The following is a 26038-nucleotide window of genomic DNA, read 5'->3' on the forward strand; positions in this document are numbered from 1 at the left end:
ACCAACAGAGTGGTGCTATTTTTATTGGTTGGAAAAGTATGCGGTGAATAATTACTTTAATTCAATCCACGCTTTACGCTGCGATTTGTCCATGTAAGACCAAGCTATAAAGCGGCTGACTTTTTGTCCTTGGCTCATTTCCACGATTCGGATCGCTTTTACACCCAACTTTTCAAGTTGTTTACGCATCGGACGAACATTGTCTTTCTTTGAGATTAACGTGGTAAACCAGAGTACTTGCGCACTGAATTCGTGGCTTTCGTTCGCCATCTTACGGATAAACGCAGCTTCACCACCTTCACACCATAGCTCAGCATTTTGCCCACCAAAGTTAAGCGCGGGTTTATTGGCTTTTACTTGCGGCGTTTTCGCTTGATTAGCTTGAACCTTCACGCCCTTTTTACGCTGATTCGCTTTTAAATTGTCTAACTTACGCTGACTGCCCATCGCGGCTTCTTCAGCAGAACGGTGGAATGGCGGGTTACAAGTCGTAATATCGTAGCGATCGTTTGGCTGGATAATACCGCGGTAAATATTGGACTCACTGATTTGTTGTACGAGTTCGATCTTACCGTTTAACGAGGCATTACGCTCTGTGATTGCTCGTGCTGATCCAATCGATTTTGGATCAACATCGCTACCGGTGTAATGCCATCCATACTGAGTCACACCTACAATCGGGTAAATACAGTTTGCTCCAACACCGACATCAAGCGCTCGCACTTTATGGTGGGCGTATTTGCCTTTTACTTCACCATCTAGCAACTCTGCTACACGATGAACGTAATCCGCGCGCCCGGGAATTGGCGGGCACAAGTAAGTATCAGGGATATCCCAATATTCAATATCATAGTGCGCCGCCAGCAATGCTTTATTGAGCATCTTGACGGCCTTTGGATCGGAGAAGTTGATTGAGTCTTCCCCTTTCGGATTCTTTATCACAAATGATTTGAGCTGAGGCACTGCTGTGATTAGCTTTTTGAAATCGTAGCGACCTCGATGTGCATTACGTTCATGCAATCCACTCTTAGCAATTTTGATCACCTCCACATCGCTGCTTTTGTTCGCGGCGTTAGTTTTCAGACCTGTGCTTTTTGTAGCTTTTGCTGTCGGCTTATTTTTCACACGCTTTGGTTTGATCTTGGCGATTTCTTTGCTCGGCTTAGACTTCGCCGATTTTGGCTGAGCTTGTTTCGCGTTGTGATTATTGGTCTTCATTCGAATTCGCTTTTAAATCGAGGTAAATCATAAACAGACGAGCATCAAATTCGAGTTGGTGATACTCAGGTTCCATATAACAGCACAGCTGGTAAAAGGCTTTGTCGTGGTTTTTCTCACGCGTATGTGCCAGCTCATGCACCACCAGCATGCGTAATAACGCTTCAGGTGCATCTTTAAACACGTTCGCAATGCGAATCTCATTTTTCGACTTTAGCTTGCCACCATGGTTACGGCTGATCACGCTATGCAAACCAAGTGCATTATTGACGGCGTGAATTTTCTTATCGTAGACCACTTTGCTAATTGGCGCGGCTTTCTTCATGTAGCGGTTTTTGATTGCTATTGCGTACTCGTAGAGCGCCTTTTCGCTTTTGATTTGGTGTCTATCTGGGTAGCGTTTTTCGAACCAAGGCACCAGTTTACCACGGTCGATGAGTGAACTGACTTGCTCGACAATGTTCTGCGGATAACCTTGAATGTATCGAAGTGACGGATGCATGCGTATTAAGTCTGCTATGACAAAAGAAAGGCGCTAAATATACCTGAGATAAGCAAGAGTTTCATCTTGGGATTACTATTCACATGGGCTTTCAATCTTGTGCCCTCTGCTCCTCTGAAGCGACATTTTCTCGTCTCGGCAGATACGTTTATTTTGTATATGGCTTTTTAGCGAGTAAACGTTTTGTTATGTGCACTTTCTTATTCGTGTCACTTGCGCACAATGGGCACAAAGCAGTAACGAAGGTTTCTTGCGTTGTTTTATTTCGAACCAAACAACCTAACTCTGCTCTTTCTAGGCAACGAGAGTTGCAACAATTGGTTGCTTGCTGGTTTTGCACGGTTTCCCAATATTCTAGCCAAGATCGGTAGGCGTTGGGCAGTTCTATTGACTCATCTTTTATGCACTCTACATCAGGCATATTTCCTCCAGAAGATGTGACGGTGGTTATTTCTTTTGTTTTATAAGGCGATAAACAAAACAGAGGGAGCGATTTCTCACTCCCTCTTAGACAGGTCATTACATCAATGACGATTGCTATCGGTATTTTTACTTCATTGGTATTTAGAAGTCGCCTTCGTTAGAAACGATAAGACTGAAGTCCAATTCGAAATCAAGAAGCTTTTCAACAACGGTAGGATCCGTTAGGAAGTAAACTTTCTCTTCGAAATCCCATTCCAGGATACCTTTCGTTTCTGTACCGTCATCCCACTCAAAGGTTGCTTCATAGCGTAAAGCACCTGAGATTGGCTCCTCACTGCTTTGACCAAAGAAGAATTTGTGTTCTTCAATTGGCTTACCTTCACCACCATCAATGTAGATGAATTGGATAGCACTGTTTAGGTACATGAAGCCAGAGGTTGGGATATAGCGACCCATGATGTTTCGGCTATAGCCGATGTAATGCACCATCTCACCTTGAACGATATTCTCGGAACGCTCTGTAAATACGTAGAATGAAGCACTATGTGGTGGCGTAATCGTTAGCTCAGCGTTATCTTCGATGGTGTAATCATCTGTTAGTAGACGCGCAGTAATAAATACTTTGCCAACATCGACACCGGTCGCAAGACCTTTTTCACCAGCACTGTTAGAGATGGTTGCAATTTCTGGATCATCACTGCTCCAGTAAAGGTTGTCTGCTGTTGTTACGTCAATGCGAACACCATCTGACATTACGACTTCTGCTTTGAATTGCTTTGTCTTTCCTGATGGAATTTGAGGCGTATCCAAGCTGTCTTGAGGTTTAGGCGTCACATCTAACTTCAGCACAACCGCTTCAGTGATAACCAGTTTCGCTGTGTCGGTAATTTCTTCACCGTCCGCTTCTACAAAGGCAGTAATGGTAACTTCACCCATCGCAACACCCGTTGCTGTGCCTTTATCCACTTCTGAGTTTGAAATCGTCGCGATTTTAGAATCACTGCTACTCCAACTTAGTGCACTGTCGTTGGTAACATCGATAACTTCACCGCTAGACAATGTCGCGTATGCCTTGAACGGCTTAGCAAGACCAACAGGTACTGATTCCGTTTCAGGGGTAACTTCGAGAGAAGTGATAACCGCGCGCGTTACTTGTAGACCCGCATTTGCGTATACAAACTCGCCGTTTACTTCGCCAGAAACAACAATCGTTGTCCAACCAGTATCAACACCCGTTACGAGACCTTTTGAACCCGCGTCATTTGATACCGTTGCAATATCTGTCTCACTGCTTGACCAATTGATTGAGTTCTCATTAGTAACATCCAGCTTTTCACCATCAGACATGGTTACGATAGCCGAGAATTGCTCTGTCAGCCCCACCGATACACTCTGAAGTTTTGGCGTAATTTCCAAAGAAACGGCAATTGCTTCAGTGACGTTCAATGTCGCACTGTCGCTAAAGCGTTCTCCATCAACGTCAATATATGCCGTGATCGTCGACTCTCCCACAGACTTCGCTTTCACTTGGCCTTTGGTTTCCTCATCATTTGAGATGGTTGCAACATTAAAATCGCTACTATCCCAACTGGTCGAACTATCGCTTGTAACATCGATAGCCTGGCCGTTAGAGAAGTTTGCCGTCGCTGTATACGAACGAGTCAGACCAACAGGTGTCGAGGCATCTTTTGGCGTTACGGTGATAGATGTAACAACCGCTTCCGTGACTTCGACAATCACTGTGTCTTCGTATTTTTTACCACTAAATGTGCCCACTGCAGTGATCTTCACAACACCTGTGACATCACCTGTAGACACCAGTCCATTGTCATCAACCGTTGCAATTGATTCGTCTGAACTGCTCCATTTAACATCATCACTAATGGTTACATCAGTAACTTTGCCTTTTTTTGTTACTTTTTCTGCTTTTAATTGAAGTTGAAAACCGATAGGAACACTGTTTTCTTTTGGTGTCACTACCAGTTCTTTCACTCCGTGGTTACATGCACTAAGTCCTATTACTGTCAGCACAGTCAGTAATGTAGACCTTATTGAGGTGCTTATTTTCATGCGCTTACTCCTATATTTGCTGAGCGAATATAAGCTTACCGATATAGGTAACAAGGAGTAACAGCACGTATGCATTAATATTTGCAGAGATGCTTACTTTGCTAATTTCAATACATAAAAGTTATCAGATAACTTCAATTAAAAATCAAAAAACCATTAAATACAGACAGTTAAACACACCACTACACCTTCAAAGGCTCTTTTAAATGCTTTTATTTATAAATGCCAATTCACATTCAGGTTAATTATTATTCAATAAAAATGAATTAATTTAGAACATTCGAATAAATTAATTCATAGCAATCGTGCAATTCTCAATTAGAGCGTTTGGCGATTAATTTTATTACATACGGAAAATATGAAACTTGTCTATTTTAATACCAAGGAGTGTAAACAGTGTTTAATTTAACACAGACCAGTTTGAGCAAGAGTGCAATATATCTTGCGGTAGCACTTGGTGCTTCTACCTCAACCTTTGCAGGTGATGTCTTCGATCAACCCCATGCGCTCGCTGTGAATGTTTTTGATATCACAACCGGTGACCCTATTGATGATGGACAATATTATGTTGAAGTGGAGATTGTTGATAATGACACCAGCCTAACCATAGGCACTGAGCAGTATCAATGTGACTTTTTTAATGGCATTTGTTCGCTTCCTATCTCTAAGCAAAACCTCTCCTCTCTTACAGACCTAACCGGTATCTCTTTTTCTGTCAACATTCCTGATTTGATCGATGAAAATACCCTCTCTTACGATGTTTCTAATGTCTCGGTTGGTGTAAAAACACCGAACTTGACGGATAACACCTTAAAATACGCCGTAAAGCCAGTGCTGTATTCACGCGTCGCGGAGATTGCAACCAACGTGACTGGTGACATTACCCCTGACTCTGTTGATACCTCAACCCTTAGCATTAACGGTTCCGAGGTGATCAATGAAAATGGTGAATGGGTTGGCAAAGGAGCAATAGAAGGACCGAAAGGCGATACGGGTCCACAGGGGCCGCAAGGGGAAACTGGCGCTCAGGGTCCACAAGGCCCAAAAGGTGATACTGGAGAACGTGGTGCAACAGGACCAAAAGGCGCAACTGGTGCTAAAGGTGCAACTGGACCACGCGGTTACACGGGCACTCGCGGCGCGACTGGCCCTCGCGGTTATACCGGTCCCCGTGGTGCGACTGGTCCTCAAGGTCCAAGTGGTGATTCTGGCGTAGTTTGTCAGGTTAATACCTCTAACCGAGCACGCTGGGAAGGCTTACCAATTGCCAACAATACAGGTCATGGTCCAAAAGCGATGACGATCGAATTTGTAGGCCGCTCAGCATACAACGCACACGACTTCTACTTCAAACTCTTTATGAATGGAAACTACGATCCGGGCAAAGGAATAGACAGCATTCAATTGCTTGAATCATCCATATCTGGTTTAAAGATTGAAAAAGTCGTCGGTGGTACAACACCATCTGTGAAGTTCAATAACCTAGGTGGCCTAAGCTTTAAGTTCTACCCACATGGCAGTGGCAAGAACAAAACTTACAATATTCAGGGTGACAGTAAAGCTTGGATTCAAGGTTGCTTTAAATCATTCTCTTTTGGTTAATGAGCAACAACTAACTAACCGTAAAGCCACTTACTGTGTAGGTGGCTTTATCTTGCCCTCTCCTTTAGCCTGTCGATTCATCCAGCATCTGCATTGATGGCAGCGGCTTGGCCCTCCGTTGCGTAAACACTCAAACGATAGTACTTACGTTAAAAACTCACACTCGTAAAAAAGGCCCGAATTTATCAGGCCTTTGGTTGTTCAGCGTAAGCTAAGCGAAGTCTTCAGCAATAATCGTTTCGATACTTCGTTCCGCCAGTGCTGCAATAGTCAGTGCAGGGTTAGCACAACCATTGTTGCCAGGAATGAGCGCACCATCGATCACGTACAACCCCTCATAACCATGGACACGACCATACATGTCCGTCGCCTTACCAAGCTCCATACCACCAACCGGATGTGCGCCAGTAAAGATCACATCAGAGAAACCTTGTGCCCCAATGCGTTGCCAATTGGCTTTTGCAACACGGTTATTGATTGCTCGGAGTGCATCTGTCGCATCTTTTTCTAACGCTTTCGGATAATAGAGCTTTGCATCATCGGTTGATGGATCGTAACTAAAGCTACCACGGTTTTTGAAGTCTGCAGTCACTGACAACATCATCGAAATACCAACGTCTGCAATACCCGCATTCGCCCAGTTTTCAGCGGCTATCGGACTTCTACCATCTTCATCAACGTAAATGGCCGTTGGTGATGGCGAACCTTGAGCAACACCAGACGGCAGACCAAATGGCGATTGTCGGAAGCCCATTCGATTCCCGTTATCTCCCCAGTTTTGCCCCACATATTGGTTGAGATCAGGTAAGTCACCTCGACCTTTTGCACGAACCAACATACGTGTTGTATGGTAAGAACCCGCAGAAATGATCAGCTTATCGCATGTCACGGTTTGCTCATGTACAACATTGCCATACGCATCGATCTCCGCCACATCTAACTCGTAAATATCACCATTCATGCGGATGTTACGCACATCGTGATTATGGTGGATTGTCACATTTCCTGTCGCCTCAGCCAAAGGAATGTAGTTTTGACCAAGATCGTTCTTACAACCGTTACTATTACCGAAGTTAGTCAGGCCGATAGTCGACGAAGGAAGGCTCTGCCCCTTTAGCTCTTTGCGAACCACATCCCAGTTCCAGTTGCCTTCAATTTTATAAGGCTGGTAACCCGCTTTTTTCACCTCTTTATTCCAATCACGGCAGTGTTTGAAAGGCAGACTAGCAAAAATGTCATCGGGCATTTCACTGTGTTTAAGGACAGATTGAACACGAGGATAATATGTCTCTACCATCTCTTTGTATGACAGCTCTTGAGGGTACAGTTTGTTGAAGTGCTCCTCTTTGGGAATGACCATCACGCCTGTGTAAATGACTGAGCCACCGCCAACTGCAGTACCGAGTAGCAAATCAGAGCCATCGATATTGTTTTCTCCCGGTCTATCAACAATATCCAACACCCCGCCAAATTTTTCGATATTTCGAGGAGTGATTGTTTGCAGGAATGGTAGATCGAAAGTCAGCGCAGGAAATGTCGTTTTATCTCGTTGCCAAAACATGCGCTTGTCCGCAATCATATCGTGAGCAAACACGGCACGCTTAGTGTCTACTGGCCAACGGTTACCTCGTTCAATCACCGAAGTTTTGATACCGGCTTTGCCAAGTCGATACGCACTGACTGCTCCGCCAAAACCACTACCAATAATCAGCACTGGCGTGTGGTGTTTTAGCTGAGGCGGACGCTCAAAAAGCTCGGGCAAATACTTTTCTAATATAGGGGAGCCCTTCACTACATCTAGGTCCGTGTCTTCTTTCTTTTTGAAGAAAAAGGCTTTTGAAGGTGCTGAAGCAACACCTAGACCAACCGCGACTGATGTTGCGGTAAACGATTTAATAAAGCCTCTTCGATCGTTTTGTTTCATAACAACTCCTTTTGAGCTAACACTAAAGTCATTCTTATTTTGATTGAACTAAGCGTCAGGAAAATAGAGCATTTCAGAATGAAACCTATTGAAAAAGCTCGGTTTGTTTAAGTAGATATCTTTGCATTCAATAGGAGATGAAGTGCAAGGGCTTGAGAGAAAAGTGTCTACTAAATAAACATGGAGGGCTTGAAGTAAATAATGCCATTGCCACTGTGAGACACTTTTCTCGGAGGATTAACTTTGGGAAGAATCAAACCAAGAAAACGATTGGTGTTGATTGAAAATTAAGGCTCGGGAAAGCGAAGCCATAGTTTGCTCGGTGATTAAACCTCCCCTTCCGGTATGCCCCTATTCTGTTTTATTAGTGTCTTGGTGAGTGTTTCCGCATTGACAGGCCCACCAAATAAAATGCCTTGTTGCTTTGTCAACCCATTGGAAGCCGCCAACTGACTCAGTGCCGCATCTTCTATTCCATCGAGCATCACACTGAGGTTACTTTGCTTAGACGCGTTAGAAATACTCAGCAGTAAATCAGCATTATCATTCGCACTGAATGTAGGATCGTTATGACCGGCTAATTTTAGTTCGCGTACAGGCAATTTCGAGGCTGAAATAACACGCTCCGCTGTTAGCTTATCCGAGCCCAGAATCAAGCTAACACCATTGGCCAACAGTGCATCTAGCTGGTGAATACGCGTCGAGCTATCGGCTTCAAGTACATCATCACTCTCCACATACAGGCTAAAATGATGGTTTGGATTAAACTTAACCAACTCCATCAAGCAACCGTAAATGAAGCTATCGTCAATGAAGTCACTGTGAATATGAAGGGTAAAAAACAGCCGATTGGCTAGTTCCATAAAATACGCCTTGTAGTCTTGAAGGAACCTTCCAATAACGATCTGGTTAAAGAGTTTTTTACTCGTCAATGTACGAATTTCTGGCAGAAGGTGTGTCGACAACAACAGTCCATCGTCATTATTGAACCAGTTACCACTGATATCCACGCCAATGATATCGTTGCTAACCGTTGATACCTGGGGTTGATAATAAGCACCAATCGGAAAGTCAAAAATGTTCACATCATGGGCGTATCGATGAACCGTTTCTCGCTGCTCATCGTCTTGGGCAAAAACCTCCGTGACAAGATCAGTGACATTCTTGGAGTTAATTGGCTTTTCTAAGGCTTTGAAGATATTAAGATCATACAGTTTTCCAATTTGCGGCATTGAATCGATAACTGCGCTATCAAGTGACGAAATAACGATGATTTTCGTCGAGATCGCCAGCTGTGAAATCATGCTCAACAATTCAAAGCCGTCTCCATTTGGCATCATGATGTCCATAATGACCAAATCAAACTTCTTACTGCGTATTTTATTGATCGCTGAATAAGCGTTTTCGACACAGGTGATCTTTGCACAATCACTCGCAGCCAAAACCGCACTTTTAATAATTTCTCGCGATAACTCTACGTCATCAACAACAAGTACTGATTTATACATCATGCTTATCCTTATATTGAGATAGTAGGTTCATCCAAACCCTCTGAGATTTCAGAGTCTTGATGTCAATATTCATCAGTTTGAACACCACATCTTGTCTCGATACACTTCGATACTCGAAACTCAAAGAGAAAAACAGATTGAATATAACTGGATTGTTCACATACAAAACCAGCTCTGTATTTGGATCCAAACTATGGATATAGCGATAGACTTCTCGGCTTAATGTCTCGACCAGAGAAGCAATGTGTGAGCAGTTAAATGACAAAATAAAGTGCACATTCTTGTCATGAAACAACATATCCTCACCTAAAAAATCAGTGGCAAGACTGTAACTGACTGAGAACAAGTGCCCCAATATTTGACCATGCTTAACTGCAATCGTAAGCTCACCTCCATATTGATTGATTATCTTCATGACAATGGATTCTCGTGTTAATCCTTGAGACTCCATCGCTTTTAACACTGCGTTTTCTTCGTATTCAAAGATCGCATCAACAAGGTTTAACACCTCGCCCAGTCTGTCTAGGTTTGTCGCGTTAAGTACGATCAGCTCGACTTCGTCGACACCACGTTCATTAAAGTAACCGTGGTTGTTTATTCTGTTGGTATAGTCAGGCAAGTTGTTGACGTCATTGACGGCCGACCACACGTCAAAGATATCGACACCCAACATGTCTAAAATCTCGTTTTGCCTGTTTAAGTGCGGTTTTGTTGCTCCCCTTTCCCATCGACTCAATGTGACGACATCTAAATTGTCAAAGTTACTGCTACTTTTTTGTAGTGCGTTAACAAAATCCAATTGCGATAGGCCACTCTGCTTTCTAAATGAGCGAATGATTTCTCCGAACATAGGCGACTACTTATCTATTGCTTTATCAACTAAGATTAAATTTTGTTGTATGACTAGCCATGAACATAAGAGCACTTTTCAAACTGTTTTTTTTCATGTGCTCAACTAGTGCAACAACACGAGTAATTACAAGCGTTTTCCTCCGGTCCTACGCAAGGAAAACGATGGGCATTTATTTATGTAAAGTCAGTGACAATGCCGTCATCAGATCAATTTCGTTGACAGGTTTCGTAATATAATTATCAAAATAGTGACTCATTTTTTCTTCCTCTTGAACGGTTGCTCTTGCTGTGACGGCAATAATAGGTAACGTTGGGGCAATATTTTTACTTCTGTTTGCGAGTTCGACACCACCCATATTTGGCATAGAGACATCCGTTAAAATCACATCCACTACTTCGTTCTCTAATTTATTGAGCGCATCGACTCCATCTATCGCTGTCACGCATTCAATCCCAAGCAAATTCAGGTGGTACTGTAATATTTCCCGATTGAACTCAACATCGTCAACCACCAGCGCTTTAATGCCTTCAAAGCTCTGCATTTCAATATTTTCATCGTCGGCACTTCCTTCATCTTCTTCAGATGCTAAAAGTACGTTATGAGTTAGCATAGAGATTGGAAGCGCAATTTTAAATATGCTTCCTTGTTCTATTTTACTCTCCACTGCTAACACACCACCCATCAGATTTATGATAGCCTTAGTGATTGCTAAACCTAACCCGAATCCGAACTGTTTATCTTCTTGATTTGCTTGTTCAAAGCTATTAAATATCGTCTCAAGATCCTCTTGCCTAATTCCTCTACCAGTATCACGAACAGCAAAAACCACCATTCTCTGACCGTCAAACGAATCCATTGAAATACTAATTTCGATCTCTCCGATGTCAGTAAACTTAATAGCATTCGTGATAATGTTCGACAATGCCTGCTGAAATCGCAACTCGTCAATAAATAGCTGATGTGCCCCTCCAATCCCCTCCTTAACAATGTTGAGTTTGAGTCCCTTTTGTTTTGCGAGAGGATGAAATGTTTTTTCTAGATCTCGTGCAATCTTATTTATTGCCACATGTTTCGGGTGAAGCTTATAGTTTACGGAATCAAGTCGTTCAAAATCTAAAAGGTCATTTACAATATCTAATATCGTGTTGCTCGCCGTGCTTATTCCCTCAAGCTCATGACTGCAATACGTGCCGCATTTTTCTATTTTCAGCATATGTAAATAGCCAATGATGGCATTGAGAGGCGTTCGAATTTCGTGTGAGACATTAGAGAGTAACGTTGACTTTTTCTTCGTCGCATCAAGGGCCTCTTTCGCAGCCTTTTCGTACTGTTCGGTACGCAGTTTTACTTCACCCTCCAGCCCTTCTACGAGAAGCTTGATCGTTCTTCCTGCTTCGCTATAAGCTTGAGACAGCACTTCAATCTCGTCCCCGTTGTGATAAACAATATTCGCAGCATTAGTGAAGTCTTTATCTTTTAAGTAGTTCGCTTGTTTTATTAGATCATTCACTGGACGGAATGTTTTCATCACAGTGAAATAAATAAGAACGAGAAATAGTGTGAATAATGCAAGAGAAGAAAACAGAATCTTTTCTACTAATCGATTATCAGAGTAAAGCAACAACTCTCTTGTCGAGACATAACTAGAATGGAGATAAGACTCCGGCGTCACTAATATTACTCGCCACTTCATGGTCTGATTCTGACGATGGATAATGTTGTAAACGTCATCCTTTGCTTTCACGGTAAACGAGCCAGATTTCATACTTTGAATGTAATCGCGTAACGTGTCGTAATGATCGTCAACCACAATCTTTGTGTTTAATAAGCGGCGAAAACTCTGCTGCAGGTTCGATGCAATAAAATTGCCTTCACCATCCAATAATAGAAAGCGATACTGATTGTTATCTAAACCATCAAAAGACAACGAACGTGAAAAAATTTTCAAATCGAGTTCAAACTTTAATAATACGTTTGGAAAACCTTTCGTCGGTTGCAGTATATAAAAGTTATTCGCAATATTATCTCGTACTACTTTGTATTTAAAAGCATTGTCGCTCGCCCACAGCGGCGTGTGCTTAGAATCATATCTGAGTATTGATGTTGAACCATTTTCGGCCAAAGAAATTTGAATATTCTTAGAAATATCGACAAATGCGATACTTTTAATATAATCTGTCGCTGTATCGTTGATGCATTGTAGGCTCTCCCCTATATGATCAAGTGTTGGATACCCTCGTACACATGAAGATTCAAAAACCAAAGATAGATACTTCACCTCCTCCAAAATAAAATCAGCTTTCTCTTCTAATAAGGCATCTTGGCTTTGAACAAACGTTTGTAGTAATTTCGTATTTTGACCGATGATCCCCTCTTTAATACTGTCTAACTGGTTATTGTAACTCCCTTTAACATACTGAATCGTCCCGTAGACAAAAATGCCAACGAAAACGAGAAAAAGAGTTGCGTTGATGATCAGTATCTTATTTCTGAAAGACATGGGCTGTTCCATTAAATACTTAAAGAACAAATCGAGTTCAGTGCCATATCAGAGATTATTGTTCTCGTGCGCTTTTCATTAAGTACACCATCATACAATTCAAGCTTTTGACATACAGAGGCCACATCATTGAGCCCACAAGCAGACACAATACCTTTTAATCGGTGAGCTAAAGTCTTATTGCTGTAGCTTTGTTCTATTACATCTGCGTGGAGTGCTTTTAATCCACTGACTGCCAGCCTTCTAAAATGAATTCCTTTATTCGATGTAAACTCCGCACCAGTGCTTTTCTGAAACAACGCTTCATCTATTCGATATTTGATCAATGCAATTCACCTTACTTTACAAGTGCAAATGCGCGTACAGTGCCTAATTTGACCGATGTTTCATATAGCATTTGTATGTAGCACATAGCTAAGATGCTAATCACCTGACACAAACCTGACATTCAACAACATCAGAAAGAAGCAATAAATACCCAATAAAAACAATGATATAAATAACCCACACCGAAATAAGCAATCGTTTTTGTTGACGATGTACTTTATAGCTAAAATATGGCCAAACTCTCACTATGGCATTTATAACTTTTTATTTTACAAAATTCGGAAATGAGCAGCATACTAATAGGCATACCAACCAACCTAACAACTAAAGGTGCCTACTATGCGTTATTTTGTTATTTCAATGTTCAGTGTTTTGGCTTTTATTTCCTTCAATGCTTCAGCTGCAAATGTGACCGTAAAGTGGTTTGGCGTTGTGCCTAGTCTCGACTGCTCTTCTCGTCCAATCAGCAATCAGATCGACTTTGATTCTCTCGATGAGAAGTGTAAATCGGAGTTCAAAATTGAAACTAAGTCCAATGCAGAAAAAAGAAATGAAGAACAAAAAATAGTAAGTTTTGACATGTGAATTTGAAAACAGCCACTTCAATCGTCTTGAGTGGCTGTTATTCGCTTTCCTACTTTTAGAACAAGCCTATGAGCACTTTCAGAGTACAGCAAATTAAAACAGCCCTTAACTGAGGCCGTATTTAGATAGATGATTGGAGTTATTTCTTAACTTTTAGTCACTACTATGCCGATCAATATCGAGTTCCATGCTGGTTCTCTCGCACTCGTAATAGAAAAACGTCATAAAAAGAAAACGGAACCATTTAGCCTAACCTTGACCCGCAGTGAATTTTTAGTGCTTAAAGAGCTTGCTTCCAACTGCGGAAAACATCTCTCCAAAGAACACCTTTTTCGAATCGGCTGGCCAGATAGCTACGTCGGTAGTAATTCTTTACCAATGACCATCATGTCTTTACGCAAAAAACTGCATCTCGTCGGGGATTTCTGGGAAATCTCAACGATCCAGCGCCATGGCTATAGCTTGAACGTTGCGATGTACTACCGTCAAACCAAAATCAAAGTCACCTTCTAACAAGAGTCAGACATTTGAAGGGAATCAGCATTGAGTCCAACACTGCTGTTTAAACTCGTACTCCATTCCACCTCTAACCCATGATTTCTGACCTAACCCATAAATGCAAAAAGGGCATCTTTATGATGCCCTCTTTTAGTTTCTGTTTTAAGTTAAGCCAAATTAAAAAGGTGTCGGCTCATCCTGAACACAAGTCACAAGGTAATTGCCATCGACATAATCTGACGCTAGGCCCGTTTTCATATCTACCGTCTTGAACACACCAGCATCACTCGCAATGTACTGTTGTGACACAGGCCAGTTATTCGATGTTTCTACATCTTCAGCACTTAAGACGTTAAGTTCTGTAGACGTTGGTAGGCGGCCAGAAGCATTACTCGTACAAAAACTTTGCGAACTGCTTGAGTTAAACAGAGCGAGAGATAACTCAGGTGTAAACGTGTCATCAACGAAGGAGCCGCTGTACTCAATCTGTTCCATCAGTGCTTCTGAAGTCGTCAATGGTGCCGTGAAGAACTGCGCTTGACTATGAATACCACTCCATTGAGCTGCTTTATTCGGATCATACACTGGAACTTCGACCAAACCGTATCCATAGGCACCATTGTTGTCTGATACTGCAAAAGACACATAGTGATAACCTACGACCGATGTTTCAAACGTAAGTTGTGTATTTCCTAAAAAGCCAGGGTTGAGAGGTGCAGTGGCAGCATTAAAGGAATCAACATGTATCAACTGGAATCGGTCATCATCCAATGAAGTCACAAAAGGAGCGATATCAATCGTCGTCTTTTCTCCAACTTTGACTTTGTCTACAGTGCCACCCTTTTCAACTTGAAGCCCCAAGTTTGGATCAAAAGCAACAGCGATATCTAACGTGCCGAGATAAACCTCGCCTGTTGATTCGTTGATATAGCTGAACAAGATACGTTCAATACCTTCAAAGCCAAAGAACGGCGTGTAAGTAATGGTGTTTCTGAGCGAGTTCACTGTCGCAGTAATTGGTGCCCCAGGAAACGCATAAGGTAAAGAAATTTCTTCACTCAGCTTAAAACCGGAAGGAACGCTGATAGCCGCTTGAAAAAGTAGTTCGTCTTTAATATCCACCGTTACCTCTGTTTCAACAAAGGTAACAGCACTGATCGCTGGCCATTCAACTTCCGAGGTCGCGGTCGCTTCTGCGCTCGTCACTGCTACACGCGTTATTGCGATATCAGTCGGAGCCGAATCCGCACTCGCAGCAGAAACTGAGCTCATGCTTGCCTGAGCAGTGCTAGGGGCATCAACAACTTCTACTTTATATTCATATGTACAAGATTTCGAAGTGTCTGCCGCAATAGTAAACGCTTGTTCAGTTTGCTCAAGTGGGTAACATTCTGCATCTTGCGTTAGTGAAGTTACCTCAACAAGTCTAAAGCTCTTGCCGTCGCTTACCGAGACTTTATCTGACAGATCCACTTTGTAGTTCGCATCATGCTGAGTAATAAAAGTCGCGTTTTGAGCAACGATTGTCGCTGGTACGGTACTTTCTGGTGAACCAGTATCTTTTGCATTGTCACCTTCGCCATTACAGCCGGCAAGGGCAATAGCCATCGCTACCACGGCGTATGGGAACTTCCTTTTGTAAAGGTTATGGTGCATAGACATCTTTCCTATCATTTATTGAATTTTGCTATGGTAAATATTTCAGCCATAGAGACATAGGGCACTTTTTCATCGTTGCCTATTCAAGTGCCAATAGAGTTTGCTTCGAGCGCAATGCTTTTGTTGTCAAGGCTTAGCTAGCCGTTGAAAATAAGACTGAGGTGTTAAATAGGGTTAAAAAAAGCACTGTGATTACAGTGCCTTTTGTCTTTATTCACAAACAGCTCTTGGGTAGTTAATGACTTCTCCCGGATAAACAAGATCCAAGTTTCGCCCATTTAATTGAGGGTTGAGTTCCACGATGTCCCGCAGCGTTAAGTTATTAATACGCGCGATTTTCAATAAGTAATCTCCTTTAACCAATTGGTAAGGATAACTTTCTAAGCGGCACTCTTTCTGTTCTGGTACAACTTCGATAGGCTCCTCTATGATAGGTTCTTCAGGCGGACTAACTGGCTCATCCACCACAGGTTGTGCCTCAGAGAAACGATATAAGAATGAAAAATTGAATGAATAAAGATCATCATCCAGTTCATCAATATTGAAGATACCTTGATAACTCACATCCGCATACCAATTGGTTGATAATTGATATTGAATTCCCAGCTGTGCTGATGGGCTTACTTCGCTTTCAATAAATGCAAAGCCAGGACCTGCGTAAATCGAAGCAAAATCACTGACTGGCATCAGCCAATTCGCTTTAATCGAGAGTGCATCAAGTTCAAGACCATCATCTCGTCGCCAGTCGAAATTTTGGTATCCGGCCTCAAGAAAAATATCATTTTTATAGGTGAAGCCTACCATCGCTTCAAAACCGAACCCTTCACCATCTTTTTTTCTGTCATCTAAAACAGAGGCGTTTAGTCCACCTTTGACATAATATGGCGTGGCAACCTCCACGGTTTGCGCGTTAGATATGGAAGCCGCAGATGCCATTAACGCTAATAAATAATACTGTTTCATCTTATATACCCGGCCCTACCATAATCGTTACTGTATCGGCGTAATCGCCGGACACTAAGGTTTCACCATCAACGTCGTAATCGAACTTCAGATTGAAAGTAATGCTTTTTTGAATACCGCTCCCCTCGCCAATCGTCGTGACTTGTTCAAGCAAAACACCATCATCAACCAATTTGGTCGCACTGCATTCATTGCACACAACGCTATAAGGAATGGTGACGTCGGGAGAAGTACTGTTCACCATCTCGTAATCTTGCGACGGCATGGTTAACACAATGCCATCATGGAAAAAGCCTATAGCCTCAAGTCGGTAATTAGTTTCAGAAGTCACACGACGATCCGTACTGTTGTAGTTTGGCGTCATGATGCCGTCCCCGCTTCTGACTTCCAGACCTGTGATTTCTACAGGGTCGTAATCGAAGTTAAAAATGATCACATCGTTTATGTTTCGGAATGTCGAAATGCCACTGGTGTTTTCGTAGTAATAGCGAATCATGATTGGTGCTGATGCTGAATAACTGCCTTCAGACTTGCCATATAAGGCGTTTACGATCGCCATATCATCGATTTGAAACATCGGACGAAACAAGAGAAACGGCGATGTAGGTGTCGCAGGAGACAGTTTCGTTGAGGAAATACATCCAGCACCTGTGCTCTCTAGCGTAATGAGTGGCAATGCTACTTCATCTCGCGTACACCCGCCGCCAATCGTATTCGTACTCTCAGTTAAGTTAATACCGGTCGTGTTGTACTGAATACCTGTAATCGTGATAGGAATGCTATCTGTGGTTTCTACATTCAGCCCCCCTCTCAAGGTAATCGAACTTTGCGGGACAACGGGGAAAGAGCCGGCAGACCAAGAAAGCACTGAGCGCAAAGCGGGCGGTACTCCCCATTTACTTGGCACCTTGTTATCGCCTTTACCATAAGTGACGTTGTCCCATTTTATACCATCCGATTTCACTTCAGCATTGACATAAAAAGCGCCATGAGAATAACTAGACAGTAACAACGCACTCGTTGCTATGAAATGATGAAACACCTTGTGCATTTTTAATTACTCCGTCTAATGATTTCAGCTTTGGAATAGCTACCATCGTGAGAGTTGACTATGATATTTAACGCATCGCGCTGAATGGTATCCAACAAGTTAAAGGTTTTCTCGCGACCAGCTAAAACAGTGAGCTTTTGTCGACACTGAGCAGTCACTCGAGAATCACAACTATCTATGAAGATATTGATCATCGTATTGCTGTCGTTCTTAACTTCTAACGTTTCCCCTTTGTTTAAGATTTCATAATTAAGCTGAGGAGCAGTCGTCGGAATGATATAAACGGGTGCGAAACCATAGTTGATATCAACACCAGAAGTTTGTCTTTCACCTTCTTGATATTTACTTGGAATGAACGACAACATAAACATTAAGTCCTTTGAGTTATCACAAGTTGTATTGTGACAAAGGCTTCGAATACCGATGTCTTTCGTTTCACCAGGTTTAAGCACCAACTTTTGATAAGTTAACGAGATCTTCCAATCTTCTAAGTTGTCTCTCGAGTAATTGACCTTATCAATATCCACCCCATTATTAATATTAACTTCATCGATTTCCGTATTAATAAACAGTGGAACATCTTGATCGTTACTCAGGGTAATTATTCCATTACCTCTTTCGTCACCAACAATCACCATTTTATCCACCTTGAATGCTTGTGATGGAACAGAAAAAACAGTAAAAGCTAAACTTAACAATGGTAAGGTAATATTCTTTAATTTCATGACATGCCTTAATTTACTTTCGCAACTGGGTAACTGATTGAATTAGTTTTATACAAACGCTTTGCTAATAGTTTGATCGTTTCAATTTCTTTTTCATGACTTGCTAACATATCGGCCATATTCGACGCTTTATGGGCAATATAAACGGCCTTCAATGAACCAATGTCTTTTTGAATAACTCGATATCCCAATGACTTAAGCTTCTTAACTGAATCATTTAATTGTTCAGACTCCTCATAGGAACCTAGAAAAATGGCACTAAACAACTCTTCATCAATCTCAATCTGTTGAACTTCATTACCGTCTGCAATTGGCAAGCAGTAATTCTGTCCAAAGTTCAATTGAGTCGTTGATGTAAACTCATAAGGTAACAAGCATTCGTTTTGATCTGAGGTCAGTTCAAAATCTAATCCTTCCAGAACCGTTACTCGATAAACACCATCGGCCATTTCATTGACTTCCAAACATCCTATGCCCTCACATTGGACGTCAGTAATAGGTTCATCAGAGATGTTGTTGAACGCACTCACAAATGAAACGACGCGGCTGATCTTAGGAGATAGGTAAGAAACCGTACCCGGGTGGGTGTAGACTTTTTTCTTACTTTCACCTGAGTTGTACAAATTGACACTTTGGGAATCAAAGTTAGCATCGTATTCATGGTAACTTCGCAAAGGAACAATTTGGTCATCGTCATATACGATAAACTTACTGTTGGTTTTGCCATCTCGAGCAAGCGTTAGATAACCTTTCTCAATTATCTCTTCATCATTTTCGGTGTTGCGAATATCTTGGATATTGACCAAGGTATAAGCTTCCGAACGATCTTTGGTTATATGAACGCCTTCCGTCGTGACAATCTGTGTACTCGATAAGCCAGCGTTAATACCGCGAGTGCTGTCTTGCGAAGAGACATAAGCCAATGCGTTCATTCGTGCATAATCGTTGTAGCCATCAGCACTCAACGTAGCGTCTTGATACATATCTTCGAGGTCACGGTTATAAGTGTTGCCAACCTCTAAAGCCGTATTCACTGAATCAGAGTCCAATAAGTTGCTTTTTCTTACTGACGTTCGTAATTGGTTTAGCGTGTCAGTATCAGACGAAATACTCGCGATAGCGTCCATTGAGTCTGAGAGAGGAATAGTCCACAGTACGCTAATGTTCTTGCTCTCATCGACGTCGGAGTAGTCAAAGTTTAGGTTCAAACGAGAATCTAAAATTGCCGGCGCACTGTAACCAACAGAAACAAGGTTGGTTTCTCGCTCAAGACCTCCGCCACCGATTTGATTATTGAGTAATGTCTCATCACTGCGGGTATAGATCGCGTAAATGGAGCGGCCTTGCCCAAAGTTATAACTCGAGTTGACCGACCACCGAGAGTAATCAATATAGCCATACATATGTGAGGCAACTGGGTCACCTTTGTCGTTATCTAACGATTCGTATGACACATTAAACCAAGGCAAACCGAGGTTGACGTTACTGTGCGCTGCGTCATCAAACTGGCTGTGAACGCCTTCCAATACCATCCCTGTGTTGAGCAAGTAGTAGTTAGCCCCTAGGCTATACATGTTTCCAGTATCCGTCACCAGAGCCCCTGCTCCTAACTGAAGTGATGGCAAAACCTGATAGTTGATAAGCCCTCGGCCATAGGCATCGTCTTTAATCTCTGTGACACCGCTATCCTCATAGTCGTAGTAACTTTCCGCAAACAAACCTGCACTGAGGGCGTAGTCCACACTTCCTTCAGTAAGCGTGTCATTTGTACTGTTGTAGACTTGGAATGACTGTGTGTTTACCACTTGTCCATTATTAGAAACTTCAACTCTTGCCTCATATCGTCCGGATGGTAATTCACTGTAAGAGATTGAATTTTGGCCTTCTGGCACATTCGCTTGATAGATTATTCGCTCACCACGAAAGACTTGTACAAGACCACTCGAAGGAACATAGAAACTCAATACTTTATTGCTGTTCTTGCCGCCTACTAAGAGCTTTTCTGAAGTGGCAAAAGTCACCGAATTTTGTGACAAACGAGCAGTATTGTTTAAGTAATCTGTGGAGTTTACGGTTGGGTCATACTCAAAATGTCCTGCTTTGAAAGCGTAGGCGTCCACGTCCAAATGATATGCCGCTTCGTACAGCTCTGAGCCATTTTCACTATTGGTTAAATTGAAATCGCTTCTTAAATAACCATAAGGGAGACCAAGTGTCACTTCATCATTGAGTGATACAACTGAATCCCTTTCATGATAGGTACTAACATACAAATCGAAAGAATTGATCAGACCATTGCTATTACTTTTGGGCTCATGATATCTGCGGTTTTTGTTTGAATTATAGAGTTCGAGAATGCTCGGAGAAACAAACAAATACACTTCTTGGTCGTTATAGTTTTGAACAATTTCGAAGGTTTCCGGGAAAATCTCACAGTTTTCAATTTTGCCAATGCACTGTGACTTATCTTCTATTCCTTGAATTAAGACTGAGATGATTTGTTGGTGATAATCGGCTTTAATATTGTTATCGTTGAGGTACTTTTCGATCTTATCTAAAGAGTCTTGATTATTTTCATCAATTTTTAATGTTTGAAATGAGCTCAACACAGGTACTGGCTCAGAAAAAGAGCCATCGAGGTTTCGGAATTTAACAAACGTCTCTTGTAACTTGAAATGATCTTCAAAGCCATCAGGAACACCTGTAGCAAAAATATTATTTGAGTAAAGTTGGCATGCTATAGCGAAAGAAATGCTTGCATACTTAAATTTGTTGTTCATATATCTACTCCAACTCTAAACTCTACTTCGCCACTGCATTCTTTCAAAGGACCTGTTGATATGGCTTCAGAAAAAGGGATAAATTTTAATTCGATACTGTGTTCGCTATATTTATAAGTACCATCATCAGTGGCTTTGTTGCGTAATTCAGACGAGAAACCAAACCTCCTAAAGTTGAGCGACTGTTATACAATATACTGAGTTTCAGGCATACCAAGCCCTGTAAGTTTGTTCAGTGCTTTGATCATGGCGTAAGTCTCGCCAACCTGAGCGTTGTAATTTCTTAGACTTAATTTCCCACCTAGCAACTGTTTTACTCGGTACATTGCGGTCTCTGACAGAGAGCGCTTATGATAGCCATACCGCTTTTTCCACTTCTTGTTGGAGCCGTAGAGCTTCTGGCAACCTACCGCTAAGTTACGAGGATGCCCTTGTTCCCAGAAGGCTGCTCCTTCTCTTGGCGGGATGAGCGGAACAGCTCGCTTGATCCGTATGGCATCATGGCAATTCCTTGTGTCATAAGCGCCATCGCCTGATATCTCAATGATTTTACGACGTGTTTGCTTGAGTAAGTTGGGGAGCACTTCGGCATCAGTTACGTTAGATAAGCTCAGCTCTGCTGCGACTATTTCGTGGGTGCTTGTATCTACCGCGATATGCAGCTTACGCCAGACTCTTCGCTTCCCATCAGTTCCATGCTTCTTGACCTTCCATTCACCTTCGCCATAAACCTTGAGGCCAGTGGCATCAATGGCCAGATGTTGTATTGCTCCTCTGGTTTTGGTTTTAAATGAAACTTCAACTTCCTTAGCTCGGCGGCTTATACAGGTGTAGTGCGGGCAAACAAGCGGGATGTTAGCCAGCTTAAATACGGAGTCTAGAAAACCTTGCAGCGCTCTCAAGGGCATAGAGAAAACGCGTTTCACCATCAGTGCGGTAGTAATGGCTAAGTCGCTGAATCGGCGAGGTCTACCACGCTTGCCTTGTTTGTTTTGCTTCCACTCAGCTATCGCTTCCTCATCAATCCAAAAGGTCAGAGAACCACGGTTGATTAAGGATTTATTGTACTGCTTCCAGTTAGTTGTTTTGTAACGAGGTTTAGGCATGAGGCTACGACGATTGATGGGCGTAGCCGCTCAGATCGTAGTTTCTTGATTTAGTTCCATCGAATTACGCAACAAAGCCATCATCAGTCTTAAAATCTTCCAACAAAGCCTTCTCACCTATCGCAATCAAATCGCCATCAAAATAGACAGAGGTAAAATTATCTTGGGGATTCACCTCGCCAAAATAATCAGTACAACTTGTTGTATTTCTTAATAGTTCAGAGGTATACCCGACGCTCGAAGTATTCATTGGTATATCGGTTGATACTTTCATCGTTGTAACTTCGTTCTTGAACCCTGATCTATCGTCTTGAATATCAAGTTGTAATGACGCAGGCTCGAATTCGACCTTGGTAATCGCATCGGTATAAAGGTTACTAATATCTATGTTTGTTGTTACTCTTAGTGTTTTTTCTAAAGCACTCACATTCATGCTAATGAACATAAATCCAAGTAACATTACTGTTGTTTTTTTCATATCGATTCACTAGCTAAAATTAATAGGGCTTGCTTGACGCAAGCCCTAACTATAAAACCTTATAGAGAAGGCTTATTACATTGCCGATGCAAGTAGCGTTACTGACGCTTGAACATCTTGGCCACTAACGTCTGCTGCAAGTACCGCAGTTTGAGAGATAGTTACGCCGATTTCAGAAGTGTCTGATACAACACCGTTAAGAGCGACGACTTCGCCGTTAATCTTAACTTCAGAAACTTGGTCAAGCTGTGGAGAGCCCGCGTATGCGATTTCAGCCGCTTTTAGAGTCCAGTTCGCATTTTGTAAAGCGCCGACAATTGGAGCTTCAGCTGTACCTGTGTTTTCGTGTGACTCTAGTAGAAGAGTTGGTGATACGAATGTACCATCGATATTTGGAGCAAGAGTACCTGTTACAGGGCTCAAATCACCACCAAGACCAGTAATAACAAGAGTATCATCTGCGTTGATTGCAGGAACTTTACCTGTCCACACTACCACTGCGTCTGCTGCTTGAGCACTACCCATAGCCATACCTGCCAAAACTAGAGAAGTTAGTGCTGCTTTTTTGAAGTTGTTCATTTTTGTCTTCCTTAGGAAATATAAATACACAATGTAAGTAAGTTAATCTGAATCAGTTGGATATGTTTCCTCACTCCGCCGTGACCAGATGTGTGTATTTTGCAAATCACTCGAAGTAATTTATTGAGCATTTCAAACAATCAATATAAATAACTGCCTATGGCAAAGTGTTTATTACTTATCTTCTATATTCCCCCCATATATACGACAACGTCATGCTCTATAAGAAAAATAAAATTGATTAAAAAGACAATAAGAAGAACTTTCTTTTTATTTAGCATCAAAAAGGACAGAAATTTTTCGAGTTTACAAGATTCTGATGAGTAAGAGGGTGATGCCTAAGTGGTTAAAATCAGAGAGCGTTGTACATCACCCAATACACAATCGGATGATGTTTTGAAGTTCTGTAGAGATAGATGGAAGATAGAGAAAAGTCCTTCGATCTAATGGGTAGACTGGTGATTGTTTTGGAATAGCTTGTTATCGAAACACTTCACACAGTAAGTGCTTATGCTTACTGGCACTCCCGCACACATTGAAATTGTTGGTGTTGCATCCTTTTGTTGACGCGACTTTAGTAACCTGTTTTTGACTCAATTTGCTCTGTCGGCTTTGACGGTTGCAAACGGGACACCCTACTTTTTTGTTGGCAGCTAGGAAGTTTTTAGGGGATGTGTAGAAAGAGCCATGTACAAGACAAATGATCTGCACATAGGTGTTTTGGTTGAGGTAATCGACTTTCGAGTAATCGTATAAATCTCCATATTTCTCTTTTGCTTTAATAATAAACTGCTCCGCGCGGGTTGTCGTATCTTTCGGCATGGTCTTATCGCTAGTTTTGATTCATTAAACATCATATCCTTTGGTTGATTGATAATTTCATAATGAATCTTTTAGCTAGAATAGCTTTCTTGTTTTATGTTTTACATTCATGCTAATAAAAGTTATAAACTAGTGAATTGTAGGCTATTTAATCTCATTTTCATCAAGGATAAAATAAAATAGCATTTTTCATTTATGACATTATTAAGCCATAGTATGCATTCTTTATACAAATTAATATGAAGTGCTATATAACATGCCTATAAAATTACATAATATCCCTCTCGTAGCACTTTCATGGGGCTTTGTTGCGTAATTCAGACGAGAAACCAAACCTCCTAAAGTTGAGCGACTGTTATACAATATACTGAGTTTCAGGCATACCAAGCCCTGTAAGTTTGTTCAGTGCTTTGATCATGGCGTAAGTCTCGCCAACCTGAGCGTTGTAATTTCTTAGACTTAATTTCCCACCTAGCAACTGTTTTACTCGGTACATTGCGGTCTCTGACAGAGAGCGCTTATGATAGCCATACCGCTTTTTCCACTTCTTGTTGGAGCCGTAGAGCTTCTGGCAACCTACCGCTAAGTTACGAGGATGCCCTTGTTCCCAGAAGGCTGCTCCTTCTCTTGGCGGGATGAGCGGAACAGCTCGCTTGATCCGTATGGCATCATGGCAATTCCTTGTGTCATAAGCGCCATCGCCTGATATCTCAATGATTTTACGACGTGTTTGCTTGAGTAAGTTGGGGAGCACTTCGGCATCAGTTACGTTAGATAAGCTCAGCTCTGCTGCGACTATTTCGTGGGTGCTTGTATCTACCGCGATATGCAGCTTACGCCAGACTCTTCGCTTCCCATCAGTTCCATGCTTCTTGACCTTCCATTCACCTTCGCCATAAACCTTGAGGCCAGTGGCATCAATGGCCAGATGTTGTATTGCTCCTCTGGTTTTGGTTTTAAATGAAACTTCAACTTCCTTAGCTCGGCGGCTTATACAGGTGTAGTGCGGGCAAACAAGCGGGATGTTAGCCAGCTTAAATACGGAGTCTAGAAAACCTTGCAGCGCTCTCAAGGGCATAGAGAAAACGCGTTTCACCATCAGTGCGGTAGTAATGGCTAAGTCGCTGAATCGGCGAGGTCTACCACGCTTGCCTTGTTTGTTTTGCTTCCACTCAGCTATCGCTTCCTCATCAATCCAAAAGGTCAGAGAACCACGGTTGATTAAGGATTTATTGTACTGCTTCCAGTTAGTTGTTTTGTAACGAGGTTTAGGCATGAGGCTACGACGATTGATGGGCGTAGCCGCTCAGATCGTAGTTTCTTGATTTAGTTCCATCGAATTACGCAACAAAGCCCTTTCATGGTGCTCGTCTTTAGTCTTGAACTACATAATGCTTTATTATTCCCCCTCCCTACGGAGGGGATTTTTTTATCCTCAATCTCTCTGATGTCTAAGCTCTTCCTCCCGTTAATCCTACTTTATTTAGTCGTTCACCAAGCTTTTCTTTCCCTTGAAACCTCGCTAAACTTCGCCTCCCGACGATAATGGAGAGAAATTGAATGAAACGTGTCGTTCTTTACGTCAAAGACAAATGCCCGCACTGCAAAGATGCTCAACGTTATCTTGATTCGAAAAATATTAACTACCGCTTGTGCAACGCAAAAATGCAACGCGGTCGCAAAGAGCTCGATGCTCTGGGTGCTCGTTCAGTGCCTGTACTGAAGATTGGTGATCGAGTCATGATTGGCTGGAACCCAAAGAACTTTGAAAAAATGTACAGTAACTAAGAGACGAACCAATCCAATTGCTCGGTTACTTAGTCCACACTGAAGAGCCTCTCCAAAGAGAGGCTCTTTTTGTA

Annotated in this window: 22 protein-coding genes; 4 read left to right on the top strand and 18 right to left on the bottom strand. The window is 42.1% G+C overall.

Translation table 11 applies throughout. From position 1 onward, the window contains the following. Positions 1-51: 51 nt before the first annotated feature. The 3 genes from rlmF to ACLIIY_RS07810 all read right to left on the bottom strand — a co-directional run bounded on the left by rlmF (position 52) and on the right by ACLIIY_RS07810 (position 4213). Positions 52-1218, bottom strand: coding sequence for a 23S rRNA (adenine(1618)-N(6))-methyltransferase RlmF (rlmF, locus tag ACLIIY_RS07800; protein WP_434528468.1), 1167 nt, complete (start codon positions 1216-1218; stop codon positions 52-54). Beyond that, positions 1205-1720 carry a M48 metallopeptidase family protein gene (locus ACLIIY_RS07805; RefSeq protein WP_418097276.1) on the bottom strand — a complete coding sequence of 172 codons (516 nt, stop codon included), beginning with the start codon at positions 1718-1720 and terminating at the stop codon, positions 1205-1207. Before ACLIIY_RS07805 ends, rlmF begins: the two co-directional genes overlap by 14 nt. Before the next feature lie 564 nt (positions 1721-2284). Beyond that, positions 2285-4213 carry an Ig-like domain-containing protein gene (locus ACLIIY_RS07810; RefSeq protein WP_167371675.1) on the bottom strand — a complete coding sequence of 643 codons (1929 nt, stop codon included), beginning with the start codon at positions 4211-4213 and terminating at the stop codon, positions 2285-2287. A gap of 396 nt (positions 4214-4609) precedes the next feature. On the opposite strand from ACLIIY_RS07810, the gene ACLIIY_RS07815 reads away from it, so the two are divergent. Further along, positions 4610-5815, top strand: coding sequence for a collagen-like protein (locus ACLIIY_RS07815; RefSeq protein WP_434528469.1), 1206 nt, complete (start codon positions 4610-4612; stop codon positions 5813-5815). Positions 5816-6026: 211 nt separating this feature from the next. Here ACLIIY_RS07815 and ACLIIY_RS07820 read toward each other — a convergent pair whose 3' ends face one another. From ACLIIY_RS07820 to ACLIIY_RS07840, 5 genes are all read right to left on the bottom strand, one after another. Next, positions 6027-7739: a GMC oxidoreductase gene (locus ACLIIY_RS07820; protein WP_045482690.1), complete on the bottom strand. Its 1713-nt coding sequence runs from the start codon at positions 7737-7739 to the stop codon at positions 6027-6029. A gap of 326 nt (positions 7740-8065) precedes the next feature. After that, on the bottom strand, positions 8066-9250 hold the full coding sequence (locus ACLIIY_RS07825; protein ID WP_434528470.1) for an EAL domain-containing response regulator: 1185 nt from the start codon (positions 9248-9250) through the stop codon (positions 8066-8068). Further along, a complete protein-coding gene (locus ACLIIY_RS07830; protein WP_005439877.1) occupies positions 9240-10100 on the bottom strand; it encodes a helix-turn-helix domain-containing protein in 861 nt (286 codons plus the stop codon). The genes ACLIIY_RS07825 and ACLIIY_RS07830 overlap by 11 nt, the downstream gene beginning before the upstream one ends. Before the next feature lie 172 nt (positions 10101-10272). Beyond that, positions 10273-12603, bottom strand: coding sequence for an ATP-binding protein (locus ACLIIY_RS07835; protein ID WP_434528471.1), 2331 nt, complete (start codon positions 12601-12603; stop codon positions 10273-10275). A gap of 11 nt (positions 12604-12614) precedes the next feature. Continuing rightward, the gene (locus ACLIIY_RS07840; RefSeq protein WP_052447901.1) at positions 12615-12929 is read right to left on the bottom strand and encodes a hypothetical protein; all 315 of its coding nucleotides are present in this window, start codon (positions 12927-12929) and stop codon (positions 12615-12617) included. 340 nt (positions 12930-13269) lie between these two features. Between ACLIIY_RS07840 and ACLIIY_RS07845 the strand changes: the two genes are divergently transcribed. Both ACLIIY_RS07845 and ACLIIY_RS07850 read left to right on the top strand, forming a co-directional pair. Next, positions 13270-13515 carry a hypothetical protein gene (locus tag ACLIIY_RS07845; protein ID WP_041055587.1) on the top strand — a complete coding sequence of 82 codons (246 nt, stop codon included), beginning with the start codon at positions 13270-13272 and terminating at the stop codon, positions 13513-13515. A gap of 165 nt (positions 13516-13680) precedes the next feature. Beyond that, positions 13681-14028 carry a winged helix-turn-helix domain-containing protein gene (locus tag ACLIIY_RS07850; RefSeq protein WP_078607284.1) on the top strand — a complete coding sequence of 116 codons (348 nt, stop codon included), beginning with the start codon at positions 13681-13683 and terminating at the stop codon, positions 14026-14028. 162 nt (positions 14029-14190) lie between these two features. Here the strand turns inward: ACLIIY_RS07850 and ACLIIY_RS07855 are convergent, their stop codons facing one another. The 10 genes from ACLIIY_RS07855 to ACLIIY_RS07900 all read right to left on the bottom strand — a co-directional run bounded on the left by ACLIIY_RS07855 (position 14191) and on the right by ACLIIY_RS07900 (position 25452). Next, positions 14191-15669: a hypothetical protein gene (locus ACLIIY_RS07855; RefSeq protein ID WP_180825413.1), complete on the bottom strand. Its 1479-nt coding sequence runs from the start codon at positions 15667-15669 to the stop codon at positions 14191-14193. A 213-nt stretch (positions 15670-15882) separates the two neighbouring features. Beyond that, positions 15883-16635: an outer membrane beta-barrel protein gene (locus tag ACLIIY_RS07860; RefSeq protein ID WP_434528472.1), complete on the bottom strand. Its 753-nt coding sequence runs from the start codon at positions 16633-16635 to the stop codon at positions 15883-15885. Between the two features lies 1 nt (position 16636). After that, the gene (locus ACLIIY_RS07865) at positions 16637-17686 is read right to left on the bottom strand and encodes a hypothetical protein (RefSeq protein ID WP_045423624.1); all 1050 of its coding nucleotides are present in this window, start codon (positions 17684-17686) and stop codon (positions 16637-16639) included. Between the two features lie 2 nt (positions 17687-17688). Next, positions 17689-18411 (bottom strand): hypothetical protein, encoded by a 723-nt coding sequence (locus tag ACLIIY_RS07870; RefSeq protein ID WP_005439867.1) that lies wholly within the window; start codon positions 18409-18411, stop codon positions 17689-17691. Between the two features lie 8 nt (positions 18412-18419). Next, positions 18420-21191 (bottom strand): TcfC E-set like domain-containing protein, encoded by a 2772-nt coding sequence (locus tag ACLIIY_RS07875; protein WP_434528473.1) that lies wholly within the window; start codon positions 21189-21191, stop codon positions 18420-18422. Positions 21192-21376: 185 nt separating this feature from the next. Continuing rightward, positions 21377-22297 (bottom strand): IS5-like element ISVa2 family transposase, encoded by a 921-nt coding sequence (locus tag ACLIIY_RS07880; protein WP_010446562.1) that lies wholly within the window; start codon positions 22295-22297, stop codon positions 21377-21379. Positions 22298-22361: 64 nt separating this feature from the next. Beyond that, positions 22362-22775, bottom strand: a complete 414-nt coding sequence (locus ACLIIY_RS07885; protein WP_434528474.1) for a hypothetical protein — start codon at positions 22773-22775, stop codon at positions 22362-22364. Between the two features lie 75 nt (positions 22776-22850). After that, positions 22851-23354 carry a hypothetical protein gene (locus tag ACLIIY_RS07890; protein WP_270050688.1) on the bottom strand — a complete coding sequence of 168 codons (504 nt, stop codon included), beginning with the start codon at positions 23352-23354 and terminating at the stop codon, positions 22851-22853. A gap of 480 nt (positions 23355-23834) precedes the next feature. Continuing rightward, the gene (locus ACLIIY_RS07895; RefSeq protein WP_434528475.1) at positions 23835-24176 is read right to left on the bottom strand and encodes a hypothetical protein; all 342 of its coding nucleotides are present in this window, start codon (positions 24174-24176) and stop codon (positions 23835-23837) included. Positions 24177-24531: 355 nt separating this feature from the next. Further along, entirely contained in the window at positions 24532-25452 is a 921-nt protein-coding gene (locus ACLIIY_RS07900; protein ID WP_010446562.1) for an IS5-like element ISVa2 family transposase, read from the bottom strand. Positions 25453-25736: 284 nt separating this feature from the next. On the opposite strand from ACLIIY_RS07900, the gene ACLIIY_RS07905 reads away from it, so the two are divergent. Next, a complete protein-coding gene (locus ACLIIY_RS07905; protein WP_005439862.1) occupies positions 25737-25964 on the top strand; it encodes a glutaredoxin family protein in 228 nt (75 codons plus the stop codon). Positions 25965-26038: the final 74 nt, after the last annotated feature.

The sequence above is a fragment of the Vibrio sp. K4 genome, assembly GCF_051122595.1.
In the GTDB taxonomy this organism is placed as follows: Bacteria; Pseudomonadota; Gammaproteobacteria; order Enterobacterales; family Vibrionaceae; genus Vibrio; species Vibrio owensii.

What these genes read in the sequence shown, in the direction of transcription:
- rlmF (WP_434528468.1), bottom strand. Translation starts at nt 1,218, where the DNA reads ATGAAGACCAATAATCACAACGCGAAACAAGCTCAGCCAAAATCGGCG.
- ACLIIY_RS07805 (WP_418097276.1), bottom strand. Translation starts at nt 1,720, where the DNA reads ATGCATCCGTCACTTCGATACATTCAAGGTTATCCGCAGAACATTGTC.
- ACLIIY_RS07810 (WP_167371675.1), bottom strand. Translation starts at nt 4,213, where the DNA reads ATGAAAATAAGCACCTCAATAAGGTCTACATTACTGACTGTGCTGACA.
- ACLIIY_RS07820 (WP_045482690.1), bottom strand. Translation starts at nt 7,739, where the DNA reads ATGAAACAAAACGATCGAAGAGGCTTTATTAAATCGTTTACCGCAACA.
- ACLIIY_RS07825 (WP_434528470.1), bottom strand. Translation starts at nt 9,250, where the DNA reads ATGATGTATAAATCAGTACTTGTTGTTGATGACGTAGAGTTATCGCGA.
- ACLIIY_RS07830 (WP_005439877.1), bottom strand. Translation starts at nt 10,100, where the DNA reads ATGTTCGGAGAAATCATTCGCTCATTTAGAAAGCAGAGTGGCCTATCG.
- ACLIIY_RS07835 (WP_434528471.1), bottom strand. Translation starts at nt 12,603, where the DNA reads ATGTCTTTCAGAAATAAGATACTGATCATCAACGCAACTCTTTTTCTC.
- ACLIIY_RS07845 (WP_041055587.1), top strand. Translation starts at nt 13,270, where the DNA reads ATGCGTTATTTTGTTATTTCAATGTTCAGTGTTTTGGCTTTTATTTCC.
- ACLIIY_RS07850 (WP_078607284.1), top strand. Translation starts at nt 13,681, where the DNA reads ATGCCGATCAATATCGAGTTCCATGCTGGTTCTCTCGCACTCGTAATA.
- ACLIIY_RS07855 (WP_180825413.1), bottom strand. Translation starts at nt 15,669, where the DNA reads ATGCACCATAACCTTTACAAAAGGAAGTTCCCATACGCCGTGGTAGCG.
- ACLIIY_RS07860 (WP_434528472.1), bottom strand. Translation starts at nt 16,635, where the DNA reads ATGAAACAGTATTATTTATTAGCGTTAATGGCATCTGCGGCTTCCATA.
- ACLIIY_RS07865 (WP_045423624.1), bottom strand. Translation starts at nt 17,686, where the DNA reads ATGCACAAGGTGTTTCATCATTTCATAGCAACGAGTGCGTTGTTACTG.
- ACLIIY_RS07870 (WP_005439867.1), bottom strand. Translation starts at nt 18,411, where the DNA reads ATGAAATTAAAGAATATTACCTTACCATTGTTAAGTTTAGCTTTTACT.
- ACLIIY_RS07875 (WP_434528473.1), bottom strand. Translation starts at nt 21,191, where the DNA reads ATGAACAACAAATTTAAGTATGCAAGCATTTCTTTCGCTATAGCATGC.
- ACLIIY_RS07880 (WP_010446562.1), bottom strand. Translation starts at nt 22,297, where the DNA reads ATGCCTAAACCTCGTTACAAAACAACTAACTGGAAGCAGTACAATAAA.
- ACLIIY_RS07885 (WP_434528474.1), bottom strand. Translation starts at nt 22,775, where the DNA reads ATGAAAAAAACAACAGTAATGTTACTTGGATTTATGTTCATTAGCATG.
- ACLIIY_RS07890 (WP_270050688.1), bottom strand. Translation starts at nt 23,354, where the DNA reads ATGAACAACTTCAAAAAAGCAGCACTAACTTCTCTAGTTTTGGCAGGT.
- ACLIIY_RS07895 (WP_434528475.1), bottom strand. Translation starts at nt 24,176, where the DNA reads ATGCCGAAAGATACGACAACCCGCGCGGAGCAGTTTATTATTAAAGCA.
- ACLIIY_RS07900 (WP_010446562.1), bottom strand. Translation starts at nt 25,452, where the DNA reads ATGCCTAAACCTCGTTACAAAACAACTAACTGGAAGCAGTACAATAAA.
- ACLIIY_RS07905 (WP_005439862.1), top strand. Translation starts at nt 25,737, where the DNA reads ATGAAACGTGTCGTTCTTTACGTCAAAGACAAATGCCCGCACTGCAAA.